The sequence below is a fragment of the Pollutimonas nitritireducens genome (assembly GCF_002849615.1).
GTDB classification, from domain to species: Bacteria; Pseudomonadota; Gammaproteobacteria; order Burkholderiales; family Burkholderiaceae_B; genus Pollutimonas; species Pollutimonas nitritireducens.
In genome coordinates this window covers 17,397-31,637 of record NZ_PDNV01000007.1, presented here as the reverse complement: position 1 = coordinate 31,637, position 14,241 = coordinate 17,397, and the positions used below count along the sequence as shown (strand labels likewise).

Sequence of the window (14,241 nt, the reverse complement as noted above, 5' to 3'; positions counted from 1 at the left end):
CGTTCATGCGTCTAATCAAAAAAGCGCTCACCTTCGACGATGTGTTGTTGGTTCCCGCGTACTCCGATGTATTGCCTCGCGATACGTCACTTGCCACTCGTTTCACCCGCGATATCACGTTGAATATCCCGTTGGTTTCCGCCGCAATGGATACCGTGACTGAATCACGCCTGGCCATTGCCATGGCGCAGGAAGGCGGCATAGGCATCGTCCATAAGAATCTAACCGCCGACCAGCAGGCGCGCGAAGTCGCTCGCGTCAAGCGCCACGAGTTCGGCATCGTGATTGATCCGGTTACCGTCACGCCTACCATGAAAGTCCGAGATGCGATTGCATTGCAACGCCAGCATGGGTTCTCGGGCCTGCCGGTCGTTGAAGCAGGTAAACTGGTGGGTATCGTGACCAATCGCGATCTCCGGTTCGAAGACAGACTCGATCTTCCGCTGCGCGACGTCATGACGCCGCAAGATCGTCTGATCACCATGAAAGAGGGCGCGACGCTGGATGAAGCGCAGTCCCTCATGCACAAGCACCGCCTTGAACGCGTACTGATCGTCAACGATAAATTCCAGTTGCGCGGCCTTGCAACGGTCAAGGACATCGTCAAGAACACCGAACACCCCAGCGCTTCGAAAGACAGCCAGGGCCAGTTGCGCGTAGGCGCGGCCGTAGGGGTGGGTGAAGGTACCGAGGAACGGGTCGAAAAGCTTGCTGCCGCGGGTGTCGACGTCATCGTGGTCGATACGGCGCATGGCCATTCCGCCGGCGTCATCGAACGTGTGCGTTGGGTCAAGAAAAACTACCCTAAAATCCAGGTCATCGGTGGCAACATTGCCACCGCCGGCGCGGCCAGGGCTTTGGTTGAAGTGGGTGCCGATTGCGTCAAAGTCGGTATCGGTCCGGGATCCATCTGCACCACGCGTATTGTTGCCGGTGTGGGCGTTCCACAAATAACGGCCATAGCCGACGTTGCCAAGGCGCTTCAAGGCACCGGTGTCCCACTCATCGCCGACGGCGGCATCCGTTATTCCGGCGATGTTTCCAAGGCACTGGCGGCCGGCGCCTCAGCCTGCATGATGGGCGGCATGTTTGCGGGCACTGAAGAAGCGCCGGGCGAGGTCGTTCTGTTTCAGGGCCGCTCATATAAATCCTATCGCGGCATGGGCAGCCTGGGTGCGATGGCCGATGGCTCGGCCGACCGCTATTTCCAGGATCCCAGTAACAATGTCGACAAGCTCGTTCCCGAAGGGATAGAAGGCCGCGTACCCTACAAAGGCAGTGTTATTGCCATCATCTATCAATTGATAGGCGGCATTCGCGCTTCCATGGGTTATTGCGGTTGCGCTTCAATCGAAGAAATGCGCACCAAGGCCGAGTTCGTGGAAATCACATCGGCGGGCGTGCGCGAATCGCACGTGCACGACGTGCAAATCACCAAAGAAGCGCCCAACTACCGCGCTGAATAAGCCGCGCCCAGGCGCTCGGCCGATAGGCCGGGCGCCGACAATCGTGTGTCGTATTGCCGGACACTTCAGGATTTCAGCAGCAAGTAGCTGCTTAGCAGTAGTCCCATGGCCGCCAGCCCCAGTGCGGACCCCAGCCCTGCTGAAATGTACTCATTGGTCAGGCTGAAAATGATAGGCCCCGCAAGTTGACCGGCGGCGAAGGCGGCTGTCAGGGCACCCAACAGCTTGCGAGCCTGACCCGTGCGGGCTGTTGCATGGGCTTCCTGCATTCCAAGCATCGTAACCACCATGAAGGTTCCGCCCACGCACACGGCCGCGATCCCAATCGAAATCAGGCTCGGCCAGACGATGGGCAGAAGGAGGCCGGCCGCCATGATCAACTGGGCCACCGCCCAGACGGCACGCCGCGTATAAACCGCAGTTAGTCGGCTTGTCAGTAGCGTTGACACTGCCGCAGCGAGCCCGAATAGCGGCCAGGCCAGGCCGAAGAGTGCAGGATCCGCCACCAGCAGCTTCGCCTGTGCCGGCAAGAACGTGGCCGGCAATATATATCCGAACCCGAAAAGCCCATAGCAAAGTATCAGCTTCCAGTGGGACTTGAGAACGAAGGTTTTTGCCGAAGGGTCAGGGTTGGGTTGTGCAGCGGCCGCCGCACCAGTTGGGCCCGAAGGCGTGATCCACAAACTGCGTGTGCCCCAGGCACCCAGCAGGGCGGTTAGACCAAGCATCAGCCATGCAAAAGACGAGGAGACGGCTGCTATCGTCATGATCAAGCACAACAGGCCCGCCACGGCTATGCCGCTGCCCACACCGGCAAAGACCTGGCCGGCCCTGCGCGACTGTCCCAGTGACGCCAGCCGGGTCAGGCAAAGCGACGAAGTGCTGACCAGCACCCAGGCGCTGGCCACGCCGGCAGTGAATCGCCATACTAGCCAGCTGGTCCAACTGTCGGTGATGCCCATCGCCGCGGTGGTCACGATGACAATCGCCAGCCCGGCTCGCAACTGCACCGTTGCTGACCATGGCATGTTTGCCGCCATCAGGGCCCCGACCAGATATCCCAAATAGTTGGCACTGGCAAGCCATCCCCCTTCGGCCAGCCCGAGCCCGGCATCGGACTGCATCATCGGCAGCATGGGCGTGAACGCGAATCGCCCGATGCCCATGGCGACTGCAAGCGCAATGAAACCTGAAAACGAAAGAACGGCGGCCGATTGCCTGGTTTGCATGGAGACTCCCTGTTACATCGAACTGTAGCCGTATTGGGCCAGATCTTCCAGCGTAACGCTGCTCAATACGTTACATTAACGCCTTGCTTTCTTTTTTTCTTTCCTGCCATGCACCAGCGCATTCTCATCCTCGATTACGGCTCTCAAGTCACTCAACTCATCGCTAGACGCGTACGCGACGCTGGCGTCTTTTGCGAAATCCACCCCGGTGACGTCGACAATGCCTTCATCGAGTCGCTGGAGGGGCTCAAGGGTATCATCCTGTCGGGCAGCCACGCTTCTGCCTACCACGAAGAATCGCTGAAAGTGCCCACCAAGGTTTTCGAAGCGGGTGTGCCGGTCCTGGGCATTTGCTATGGCATGCAGTCCATGGCGGCTCAGTTGGGTGGCAAAGTCGAATGGTCTGATCATCGCGAGTTCGGCTATGCCGAGGTCCGGGCCCATGGTCATACGCGTCTGCTCGATGGCCTGCAGGATTTCATGACGACCGAAGGCCATGGCATGCTCAAGGCATGGATGAGTCACGGGGACAAGGTAACGGCGCTGCCGCCTGGCTTCACGCTGATGGCATCCACGCCTTCATGCCCAATTGCTGGCATGGCCGACGAGGAACGTGGTTTCTACGGTCTGCAATTCCATCCCGAAGTCACGCACACCACTCAGGGCGAAGCGATACTTGCCCGATTCGTCACCGAAATCTGCGGCTGCAGTCGGGATTGGAACATGCCGGACTACGTCGAGGAGGCCGTTGCCAACATCCGTGCCCAGGTCGGCACGGAAGAAGTCATCCTGGGCCTGTCGGGCGGGGTGGACTCGTCGGTGGCGGCTGCACTGATACATAAAGCCATCGGCGACCAGCTTACGTGCGTATTCGTGGACCATGGACTACTGCGACTCAACGAAGGCAAGCAAGTCATGGAGACCTTCGCCGATCACTTTGGCATAAAGGTCATTCATGTCGACGCTACTGAGCAATTCATGGGCAAGCTGGCCGGGGTGTCTGATCCTGAAGCCAAGCGCAAGATTATCGGCCGCGAATTCGTTGAAGTCTTCCAGGCCGAAGCAGGAAAGCTGGCCAACGCCCGGTGGCTCGCGCAAGGCACGATTTATCCCGATGTCATCGAATCGGCCGGCGGAAAAACCGGCAAGGCGGTGGCCATCAAGTCGCACCACAATGTAGGCGGTTTGCCCGATACACTAAATATGAAGTTGTTGGAGCCTTTGCGCGAGCTCTTCAAAGATGAAGTACGCAAGCTGGGCGTGGCGCTGGGCCTGCCGCCTCCCATGGTGTATCGCCACCCATTTCCGGGTCCGGGCCTGGGCGTGCGCATTCTGGGTGAGGTCAAGCACGAATTCGCTGATCTGTTGCGCTCCGCCGACGCGATCTTCATCGAAGAGCTGCGCAAAACTATCGACCCTATCAGCGGCAAGAGCTGGTACGACCTGACCTCGCAGGCATTCGCCGTATTTCTGCCGGTGAAATCGGTGGGCGTGATGGGGGACGGTCGCACCTACGATTACGTCGTGGCCCTGCGCGCTGTACAGACATCCGATTTCATGACGGCTGATTGGGCTGAGCTGCCATATGCGCTGTTGAAGAAGGTTTCGTCGCGCATTATCAACGAAGTGCGGGGCATCAACCGGGTGACTTACGACGTGTCCAGCAAGCCGCCGGCTACGATTGAGTGGGAGTAAGACTGTATATTTATACAGTAAAATTCAAGGCATACACTGATAAAAGAAGACGGCATGCCGAAGTCGGTAATTACTTAGAACGCATGCCGCTGGTTTGTAGTTTGGGTATAAACAGCTTGTCGATATTGGTCAGCTGAATCGTACTTCCAGTTTGTTCCCAGGGCGGCTGCATACTTCTGAAGCGTAGCAAGTGACGGGGAATGCTTGCCGGTTACCAGCGAGTTTTCCAGCCGTGCCACAGCTGGGGCCTTGGTACCCATGCGTTCGGCTACTTGGGCTTGTGTGAGCTCGGCTCCAGCGCGAGTCCTTAGGATGGTATCCAACCTCGGCATTTCCTCGCGGTCGATGCGCTCGTACTCGGCGCGTACGGCTGGATCCATCATCATCTTCTTGATCAATTCATCGCGCTAAAAGCTCGTTATCAGTTATTGGCACGCCGAGCCGCCTAGCGGCCGCCCGAGAGGCGGCGTCGTTTCCCCCACCTTCGTAGCCAAGTCGAATCGTATCTGTTCCACCCCTCCACGGGTAAGCGATAGCCAATAGAGCATCCCACTGGATGCAAACAATCCCGTGCCTCCGACAGGATGCCAACTCACCAATTTGCCGCCGCTGGGCGCAAGCAGTCCGGACAAGGTAAGGGAGGTGGGTTCGACACGCAGTTGCATTAGTCGTCCGTTGGCGGCAGGGATATAAGCGTAGGCGGTCGCATTGATGCTGCCTCCATCCTGCACCGCAATACCCGCCTCGCGCACGGTAGCTGGCAGACAGGAAAGTGACGCAGTAATGCGCCCGCGGCTGTCGATGACGCGGGCAAAACCATGGCCGTCGGCAGTACCAACCACCAAAAATCGTTCAGGTGCCTTTAACCAGCTTACATTGTATGTGTAGTATTGGACTGCATTATGTAAGAGTGTCGCGGGCCCCAATTCGCCCGAACCGGCATCAATGAGCGCAAATTTAAGCTGAGGCAGTTTGCGGCGACCGACCAGTTCTTGCCAGGCCACCATGGCATGTGTTTTGCCGCCAGCCACAACAGGCCACCAGGCACGTTGTGCGTGGACGATGTCGATTTGGTGCAGCTCAACCCCGCTTCCGTCATACACCTTGGCGTATACGCCGTTGCCGCTACCCAAATTGTCCTGGCCGCCGAAATTCACCCAGCCATCCGAATATGCCACGACGAAAGAATCACCCACGGCGGCGACATGGCCAGAATGTCCGCCAGGCTCGACCTCGACGGGATAGGGCCGAACCGGTTCCAGATGTTTGTCGTACACGCCATAGCGCTGTGTCACATCGTGATCGGCCTTCCAACCGTCTTCCAGTGTCAACATGATGTTGCCGCTGGCGTTCTGTGCCACAGAAACTGGCTCTTGAGCTTCTGGTTCGCCAATAAATATCCGGCTCGAACCAAGCTCGCCAGATGCGGCATTCCAAACGGCAACGTAAACATCATGCGACCAGGGAACTTGGCTGTCTTCTGCATCAGGCGCCAAGGATGAACGGCTATAGAAGATATACACATCTTGATGTCCGCTGTGGGCTGCGCCTATGCCGTGAGTGAAACGACGTGGGTCTGCCAGCGATGTGGACCGTTCATCCAAGGCACTTTTGTCGGCATAGGCTGTGGCGGCGAGCCCCAGCAACGTTACGGCTACGAGCGAGACGGCGACCTGGCGCATAAGACCTGCTCCATTTACCACGATGAAAGAATCACCCGCTGGCAAAATGCCGAGCGGGTTCCGAGTTCCGAGGTGCGTAAGCGCGCCGCCTCGTTGATGCCCACGCATGATGTATGGGGCCGTACGCATCGGACAGGCCTGGTTAAAAGTCGATTCGGCATGGGTGCTGATGTGGTTTGAACTGTAGCGGTCCAGCCCAGCTCAGAACGGATACTTCCTCGGCTCGTACTGCAACGTGATCCACTGCGCCCGGGTGAATTCGTCGATCGCCCAATCGCCGTTGAAGCGGCCCAGGCCGGAGTTCTTTTCACCGCCAAACGGCGCGTTGGTCTGGTCGTCCACTGACATCCCATTGATGTGTGTCATACCGGCGACGATCCCACGCGCAAATCGCACGCCGCGCTCAAGGTCCCTGGTGAATACGGCACTGGACAGACCGTACTCCGTGTCATTGGCCAGTTCCAAGGCGTGCTGTTCGTTTTGCGATTTAATGATGGGCAAGACCGGACCGAAGCTTTCTTCTTTCGCGATGGACCACGACGGATCGACGTTGCAAAACAGGTGAGGCGGAAGAACGTTGCCTACTGCGTCGCCTTCGGCAATAGCTTGGGCACCATCGGCTTTTGCCTGTTTGATGCGTTGCTGAATGTTCGCTAATTGTCGGGCATTGATGATGGGGCCTACGACAGTTTTGGGGTCGCTTGGGTCGCCATAAGGCAAGGCGCGTACTCTCTGTGCGGCGGCATCGACGAAGGCATCGTGGATGCTGGCGTCAACGATAACGCGATTTGTGCTCATGCAGATCTGGCCTTGATGCAAGAAACGTCCGACGACGGCAGCGTGCACGGCCTGTTCGATATCCGCATCTGCCAGGACGACCAGGGGGGCGTTACCGCCCAGTTCCAGGGCGACGCGTTTGATATGTCGTCCACCGCTGGCGATGCGCCCAACGTTGCGGCCCACATCGGTCGAACCTGTGAAAGAAATCAGTCGGGGTATACGGTGCGCAACAAAAAAGTCACCGATTTCGCTGCCGGCGCCGATAACTACACTCAATACGCCGGGTGGCAGGCCCGCCTCTTCGAAAATTTTGGCCAGTAACAGGCCTCCGGTGATGGGGGTGTCGCTGGCGGGTTTTAGCACAACGCTATTACCCAGAGCCAGCGCAGGGGACACCGAACGCATGCTTAAGTGAAAGGGGAAGTTCCAGGGACTGATGATGCCGACAACGCCCAAAGGCTCGCGATAGACGCGGCTTTCCTGGCCTTTGACACTTGACGCCAGGATACGGCCTTCGACACGGTTGGGAAAGGTGGCGGCTTCGACGGTAATGGCACGGGCGCTGCCAAGCTCGATGGCGGCCTTGGTATGTGTGCTGCCCGATTCGCGCGTGATCCAAGAACGGATTTCATCGGCGCGAGTGTCCATGATTTCGATAGCTCGGCGTAGCACCTGGGCGCGCTCGTCCGGAAGGCGCGCCGACCATTCGCGTTGGACGCTCGCGGCTGCGTTGTAAGCGGTATTTATATCGTCTTGATTGGCTAGCTGGATCTTGGCCAGTACTTCACCATTAAAGGGGTTGGTGTCGGTCTGTACGCGGTCGGAACGCCCGCTTCGCCACTCGCCTGCAAGGTATTGCTTGTCAAAACCACTGTATGGGGAAAGGGATTCAGAGACAGGATATGCATTGGCTGACATGGCATGGTCCTTCTGTGTTGAGGATGTACAGACTTTTGTAGCCAGGTAGTATGTACGAGTTCTTATAGCGAGGTAGTAAACAGTCTACAGCGACTCGATAAAGTTGGGGTTTAGCAATTATCGATCTCGCAGGTGCAGAGCCGTGGTTGATGCGCCCGCCGTCACCCACAATCAAGCGACCGAAAGATAGTCCTGCGTGGATTTTACGGTGCTGTAGCCGAACTCAAAGGCTGCCATCATCGCCGCGTGCACATGCGCTGCGGGTACCGTTACGCCGTTGAAGCTAAGACCAAGCGTAGCGCAGGCGTCATGCAACACCGTGGCCGGGTAACCCATGTCGACCGCGGCGCGTACGACCGCGTCAATACACATGTGGCTCATTGCACCGACAACTACAATCTCTTCGACACCTTTCGCATCGAGCTGTTGCCTGAGATCGGTTTCGCGGAACGAATTGATGTGGTTCTTGACGATGACCGGCTCGTCTCCGACCGGAGCCACGGCCGGCTGAATCTGCACGCCATCGGAGCCCGGAACAAACAAGGGGGCATCGGCAGTGGCAAATTCGTGGCGGATATGGAAAATCGGAATGCCCTTGCTGCGGGCGTCGGCGATGGCTAGCGCCGCATTGGCGGCGGCATCCTCGATACCCGACAATGGTAGCTTGCCAGTGGGCAGGTATTCGTTTTGCAGATCGACGACGATTAGACCGTGCTTCTTCATGGTTCCATTCTCCTGATTTGAGTGACTGAGAACCTGTATTTTCGCCTGTAAACCGTTCGACGTGGTGTCATCGACAACATAAGGGGCGATAGCGACACACGCCAGCGCAGCGGATGTTATAGACGACCCCTTCATACTTATTTGACGGCGCCGTGGCCAGCACTAAAGCGGCGACTGCACTTTGAGTACCGCCGCATCGCCGTGCGTCAGGCGGGGAGAGAACACGCTGTAGTAGCGTTGTTCGCGGGGAGTGATGTGCAGCGCAGGCACTCTTTCTTTCTGGTAGGAAGCCACAATCCGGTTCACGACGCCGATACCTCTGTGGAAGCCGGTTATAGGCGCTTTGCGTTTGACGCCGCGCGGATACTGGGCCATCATCGTTAGCCTTATGGGCAGTATGTTCGTTGCCGACTGGCGGTCCAGACTACACAAACAATGGAGGAGCGCCATGCCCGTTGTGTCCTTGCAAGGAGCAATCATCAAGCTGAGCCGCTTGCCTGCGGCACTACTTATTTGCTGCTTGCTGAGCATCGGTTCTGCCCTCGCCGCGCAGGACACAGGTCCCGAAGCCATCAATGGCGACGCCAGGTCCGAAGCGCCAGCATCTGGCACCGGCTTGTTCCAATCTCCGGGCGGCGACCTCCAAGCGAGGGCTTGGGCGTATTCCTGTGCAACCTGCCACGGCGCCGGGCATTCCCCGACAGCAGGCATTCCTACACTGGCCGGAATGCCGACGGACGATATCGTGAAGGCCATGCTGGCATATGCCAGCGGCGAGCGGCCAGGGCTGCTCAAGCGCCAGATTTCGCGCGGCTATGACGAAGCTATGCTGCGGCGTATCGGTAAATGGTACGAAAACCTGCCTCGCGACCAGGGAGGACAGCCATGAAACGTCGTTCTTTCATCAAGGCTCTCGCTGGCCTGGCGGCAGTGTCGTATCCGATGCTGGCGCACGCCGGAACAGCTGGACAGCCGCATGTGGTGGTCGTTGGCGGCGGTTTTGGCGGAGCCACGGCCGCAAAGTATCTGCAATTGTTTGGTGCTGGGCGCATACGCGTAACACTCGTGGAGCCGAGGGCCAGGTTTGTTTCCTGTCCCATGTCCAATCTTGTGCTTGAGGGCAGACTGTCCATGACGGATATTTCGCGCAGCTATGACGGGCTAGCGCAATATGGCGTACGCCATGTCCGCGATGAGGCCCTGTATGTGGATGCCGCGCAGCGCAAGCTCGTGCTCAAGGGTGGCGATGCGCTTTACTGGGATAGGCTGATACTTGCGCCGGGCATAGATTTCATGTGGGATCGCATCCCGGGTCTGAAGACGGAGCGCGCCCGCAGCGCCATGCCGCATGCATGGAAAGCGGGCCCCCAGACGTTATTGTTAAGACAGCAGCTCGAGGCTATGCCCGATGGAGGTCGTTTCATCATGACCATTCCCGAAGCTCCCTACCGCTGCCCACCAGCGCCATATGAGCGGGCATGCCTGGTGGCCGCTTATTTCAAGCAATACAAGCCCCGAGCCAAAGTGCATATCTTCGACGCCAATGCCGACGTTACTTCCGAAGCCGAACAGTTCCGCAGAGCGTGGGAAGAACGCTACCCCGGCATTATCGAGTACAACCCCGGCTTCAAGGCGGTGGACGTGGATGCGAATAGCCGTACTGTCATCTTCGAGCTTGGCGAGGAGGAGCAGGGCGACGTGGTCAACGTGCTGCCGCCCATGCGAGCCGGCAATATTGCAAAACAGGCAGGGCTGACCACTGCAAACGATCGTTGGTGCGAGGTGGATTTTCTGACTTTTTCTTCGATAGTCCATGAACGCATTCACGTATTGGGAGATTCTGTGCAAATCGCACCGGTAATGCCAAAATCGGGACATATGGCAAACCAGCATGGCAAGACCTGTGCAGCGGCAGTAGCTGCTTTGCTGCTCGACCTTGAGGTAAATAGGGACCCCATCTATTCCAGCACCTGTTACAGCTTCGTGGGTGCGCGAGATGCCATGCATGTTGCCAGCGTGCATCGCTATAGCCAGCAGGAGCGCACCATGCTGCCGGTTAAAGGTGCGGGCGGTGTTTCAGAGAACGCGACGGCAGCGGAAGGCCAAATGGCACTGGATTGGGCGCACGCCATATGGGCCGATATGCTGACGTGACGCGGGCATCCTGCAGATTTCTTCTCCTTTAGGACTCAATAGTCGGAGCATGAAATTTCCAAGCTCGCTTGAATTTGTCAAGCGTCTTTGTAGGGGGGATTTCCCTTGTTTATAACTTTAGGCTATTAGCTTATTCTAAAAGCATAGAGTCATTCCAGGAGAAAGAGTGTGAGTCGTGCTGGCAAGGAGCGATCAATCCCTATTGGTCGCCTGAAGAAGGCGCCCGAAAATTTCGTGCCGCCTGCATTGGCGAATGAAATCAGCGCCAACGGTATGAGCGGGGAGCGGCGGGGCTTCCTGAAGAGCACCTTTCTTGCTGCGGCGGCGCTTGCGACGGGGCCGACACTGGCTGCATCGGCCCAGCAGGCCGTCGGGGATCCCATGATTCTCGAGCCGCGTCCATGGAGCACCAAGCTGGGCTATCCCGTGGCATTCAAGCCATATGGGCAACCCTCGCCCTTTGAGGCGAACCTGCAACGCAGGCAGTCGCCAGGGTTGACGCAAACTACTCAGGCTTCTGTATCGTTCGCACCGCTGCAGGGGTTTTTCGGCATCATTACACCATCCGGCCTGCATTTTGAGCGCCATCACCAGGGCTGGGTCGATGTTGATCCCGAACAGCATCGGCTGATGGTCAACGGCATGGTCGAAGAGGCCAAGGTCTACACCATGGATGACTTGATGCGCCTACCGTCGGTGTCCCGCATCCACTTTATCGAGTGCGGGGCCAATACTGGAATGGAATGGGGGAATGCCGCCGTGCCGACTGTGCAATACACGCATGGCATGCTGTCCTGTTGCGAGTTCACTGGCGTACCGCTCAAGGTACTGCTTGACGATTGCGGCGCTGATATCAAGAATGCGCAGTTTGTTTTGGCTGAGGGCAATGACGGGTCAAGCATGACGCGCACGATTTCCATGGAGGCCGCGCTGGATGACGTGCTGGTGGCCTGGGGCATGAACGGTGAAATGTTGCGCCCCGAAAATGGTTATCCGCTGCGACTGGTTGTGCCGGGTGTGCAGGGCGTGTCTTGGGTGAAATGGCTGCGTCGCATTGAAGTCGGCGACAAGCCTTGGAACTCCAAGGACGAGGCGTCTCATTACGTTGACATGATGCCTGATGGCATCCATCGCCAATACACCTCGATCCAGGAGTGCAAGTCGGTGATCACCTCGCCCTCAGGTGGCCAGGCATTGATGGGCAAGGGTTTCTACAACGTCAGCGGCCTGGCCTGGTCCGGCCGCGGCAAGATCAAACAGGTCGATGTGTCCTTTGATGCAGGCAGGAACTGGAAGACAGCCCGGCTTGAAACCCCGGTACTGGATAAGTGTCTCACGCGATTTAATATTGATTGGGTGTGGGACGGTTCGCCGGTTATTTTGCAAAGCCGCGCCACGGACAGCACTGGCTTTGTCCAGCCTCGCTATCGCCAGTTGCGGGAAGTACGGGGCACGCGATCTACCTATCACAACAATGCGATCCAGTCCTGGCAAGTCGCGCAAAGCGGAGAGGTTTTCAATGTTCAGATGGACTAAGCGCGCTCTACTGTCATGCGCGCTGGGCGCTGTGTTCTCTACCTCCGCATTGGCCGACAATGCTGCCGCGACGAAATACGGTGTTGGCAGACCTGCAACCGAGACTGAACTCAAGGCCTGGGATATCGACGTGCGGCCGGATTTCAAGGGATTGCCAAAAGGCAGCGGTACGATCGATCAGGGAGCGGATATCTGGGATTCGACCTGCGCCAGTTGCCATGGTTCCTTCGGCGAAAGCAACTCGGTGTTCACGCCGCTGGTAGGTGGCACGACGCTGGACGATATTGTGACCGGCCGCGTGGCGGCGCTGACCGGGGGGGGGCAGCCGTCGCGCACGACCCTCATGAAGGTGCCGACGGTGTCTACGTTGTGGGATTACATCCACAGGGCCATGCCCTGGGACAACCCCAAATCGCTCGAGCCGGACGAGGTCTATGCCGTGCTGGCTTATCTGCTGAATCTGGCGGAAATCGTGCCTTCTGACTTCACCTTGTCCAACGAAAATATCGCGCAAGTGCAGGAGAAAATGCCCAACCGCAACGGTATGAAGTCTTGGGAAGGGCTGTGGAAGGTTGATGGCAAGCCGGACACAGGCAACGTTATCTGTACGAGTGATTGCGTTACCGCGGACCAGCCATCGTCGACACTTCCGCCGCAGGCCCGCAATACGCACGGAGACTTAGCTGCACAAATGCGGATCGTCGGTCCGGTGCGAGGTGTCAATACACAGGCGCCGGCGCTGTCCGGTTCGGTGGACGACAATCTGGAACAGGTGCGTGAGCATGCCCGTGGCACGTTAGCGACGACGCAAGCGCCGGGTGCCGTCGACCAAGGCGACGCCAAGGAAGCCCCGACTGATGAATCAGCCCAGCCGGTCATGGCGCTACTGACCGACAGCGGCTGCATGGCCTGTCACGCCAAGGACAAAAGAGTGCTTGGGCCTTCATTCGTAGATATCGCCGCCAAATACAAGGGACAGGACGGTGCTGCCGACAAACTGATCGCTAAGGTGCAAAAAGGAGGTGCCGGCGTATGGGGAGCCATTCCGATGCCCTCACATTCGACGCTATCCGATGACGATGCCAAGAGCATGGTCGAGCGGATGCTCGCCGAAGCGGGGCAGTAAACACAAGTTTTCAATAAGCGTATCCGATTCAACAGGGGAGTAGGAAATGAACAAGCAGCGTAGAAATGTGCTCAAACTATGCACGGTACTTAGCCTTGCGGTCACAGCTGGTATTTTGCGACCCGAGCAGGCCTGGGCCGTGCAGGATGAGTGGAACAAGGAAGCCTTTAAGGCCACCAAGCTGGATGATGTGATTAAGGCTTTTGGTGGCGATCAAGCGGCCGAGAGCGACAAAATCACATTGGTGGCGCCTGATATCGCCGAGAACGGTGCCGTCGTGCCGGTGGGGGTGAACAGCGATCTGCCCAACACGACACAGATCTCAATTTTGGTACCCAAGAACCCCAACGCGCTGACTGCCCATTTCGATATACCCGACGGCACGCTGCCTGAAGTGGCAACGCGTATCAAGATGGGTGGAACGTCCGACGTCTATGCGCTGGTCAAGTCCGATGGCAAGTTCTACACCGTACACAAGGAAATCAAGGTAACGCTGGGCGGCTGCGGCGGTTGATCGCATTGCCAACCGACCCATCATCCTGAATCAACGATATACAAGGAGTAATCATGGCAGCCAGACCAATGCGCATCCGCGCTGTACAGAAAGACGACGTCACCGAAGTCAAAGCATTAATGAGCCACATCATGGAAACCGGCCAGCGCAAGGACAGCGAGGGCAACCTCGTTCCTGCCCATTTCATTGCCGTGCTCGAAGCCAAGTGCAACGATAAAACGGTGATGTCCGCCCAGTGGGGGCCGGCGGTATCGCGCGATCCCTTCCTGTCTTTCAAGTTTAAGGGTGGCAACAAGGGCGACAAGGTAACGATCTCCTGGAAGGACAACAAAGGAGAGAGTCGCACCGATACGGCAGAGATCCGCTAGGATCCGCTGTTTGCGTAAAAGAAGAGCACGATAAAGGCATACGCATCCAA

At 57.8% G+C, this 14,241-nt stretch carries 14 protein-coding genes; 8 read left to right on the top strand and 6 right to left on the bottom strand.

The features are described from left to right. Positions 1-5 precede the first annotated feature (5 nt). Complete coding sequence (gene guaB / locus CR155_RS11595) at positions 6-1,466, top strand: IMP dehydrogenase (protein WP_102070205.1); 1,461 nt, start codon at positions 6-8, stop codon at positions 1,464-1,466. 65 nt (positions 1,467-1,531) lie between these two features. On the opposite strand, the gene CR155_RS11590 is transcribed toward guaB, so the two are convergent. Continuing rightward, positions 1,532-2,695 (bottom strand): YbfB/YjiJ family MFS transporter, encoded by a 1,164-nt coding sequence (locus tag CR155_RS11590; RefSeq protein WP_102070204.1) that lies wholly within the window; start codon positions 2,693-2,695, stop codon positions 1,532-1,534. A gap of 108 nt (positions 2,696-2,803) precedes the next feature. Between CR155_RS11590 and guaA the strand changes: the two genes are divergently transcribed. Further along, entirely contained in the window at positions 2,804-4,390 is a 1,587-nt protein-coding gene (gene guaA, locus CR155_RS11585) for a glutamine-hydrolyzing GMP synthase (RefSeq protein ID WP_102070417.1), read from the top strand. Positions 4,391-4,464: 74 nt separating this feature from the next. On the opposite strand, the gene CR155_RS11580 is transcribed toward guaA, so the two are convergent. The 5 genes from CR155_RS11580 to CR155_RS11560 form a co-directional block, all read right to left on the bottom strand. Continuing rightward, positions 4,465-4,773: a helix-turn-helix domain-containing protein gene (locus CR155_RS11580; RefSeq protein WP_439650441.1), complete on the bottom strand. Its 309-nt coding sequence runs from the start codon at positions 4,771-4,773 to the stop codon at positions 4,465-4,467. 42 nt (positions 4,774-4,815) lie between these two features. Then, positions 4,816-6,072, bottom strand: coding sequence for a hypothetical protein (locus CR155_RS11575; RefSeq protein ID WP_199171742.1), 1,257 nt, complete (start codon positions 6,070-6,072; stop codon positions 4,816-4,818). Between the two features lie 201 nt (positions 6,073-6,273). Continuing rightward, entirely contained in the window at positions 6,274-7,770 is a 1,497-nt protein-coding gene (locus tag CR155_RS11570) for an aldehyde dehydrogenase family protein (RefSeq protein WP_102070202.1), read from the bottom strand. Between the two features lie 171 nt (positions 7,771-7,941). Continuing rightward, on the bottom strand, positions 7,942-8,493 hold the full coding sequence (locus CR155_RS11565; RefSeq protein WP_102070201.1) for a cysteine hydrolase family protein: 552 nt from the start codon (positions 8,491-8,493) through the stop codon (positions 7,942-7,944). Between the two features lie 162 nt (positions 8,494-8,655). Further along, positions 8,656-8,943: a hypothetical protein gene (locus tag CR155_RS11560; protein WP_143705198.1), complete on the bottom strand. Its 288-nt coding sequence runs from the start codon at positions 8,941-8,943 to the stop codon at positions 8,656-8,658. Here CR155_RS11560 and CR155_RS11555 point away from each other — a divergent pair. The 6 genes from CR155_RS11555 to soxZ all read left to right on the top strand — a co-directional run bounded on the left by CR155_RS11555 (position 8,942) and on the right by soxZ (position 14,191). Beyond that, on the top strand, positions 8,942-9,382 hold the full coding sequence (locus tag CR155_RS11555; protein WP_102070199.1) for a c-type cytochrome: 441 nt from the start codon (positions 8,942-8,944) through the stop codon (positions 9,380-9,382). The two genes, CR155_RS11560 and CR155_RS11555, sit on opposite strands and share 2 nt — an antisense overlap. Then, a complete protein-coding gene (locus CR155_RS11550; protein ID WP_102070198.1) occupies positions 9,379-10,647 on the top strand; it encodes an NAD(P)/FAD-dependent oxidoreductase in 1,269 nt (422 codons plus the stop codon). The genes CR155_RS11555 and CR155_RS11550 overlap by 4 nt, the downstream gene beginning before the upstream one ends. Before the next feature lie 168 nt (positions 10,648-10,815). Further along, a complete protein-coding gene (gene soxC / locus CR155_RS11545) occupies positions 10,816-12,183 on the top strand; it encodes a sulfite dehydrogenase (protein ID WP_233214197.1) in 1,368 nt (455 codons plus the stop codon). Next, positions 12,167-13,309, top strand: a complete 1,143-nt coding sequence (locus CR155_RS11540; RefSeq protein ID WP_102070197.1) for a c-type cytochrome — start codon at positions 12,167-12,169, stop codon at positions 13,307-13,309. Before soxC ends, CR155_RS11540 begins: the two co-directional genes overlap by 17 nt. 46 nt (positions 13,310-13,355) lie before the next feature. Further along, positions 13,356-13,823, top strand: coding sequence for a thiosulfate oxidation carrier protein SoxY (gene soxY / locus CR155_RS11535; protein ID WP_102070196.1), 468 nt, complete (start codon positions 13,356-13,358; stop codon positions 13,821-13,823). Positions 13,824-13,876: 53 nt separating this feature from the next. After that, positions 13,877-14,191: a thiosulfate oxidation carrier complex protein SoxZ gene (gene soxZ / locus CR155_RS11530; RefSeq protein WP_102070195.1), complete on the top strand. Its 315-nt coding sequence runs from the start codon at positions 13,877-13,879 to the stop codon at positions 14,189-14,191. Positions 14,192-14,241 lie beyond the last annotated feature (50 nt).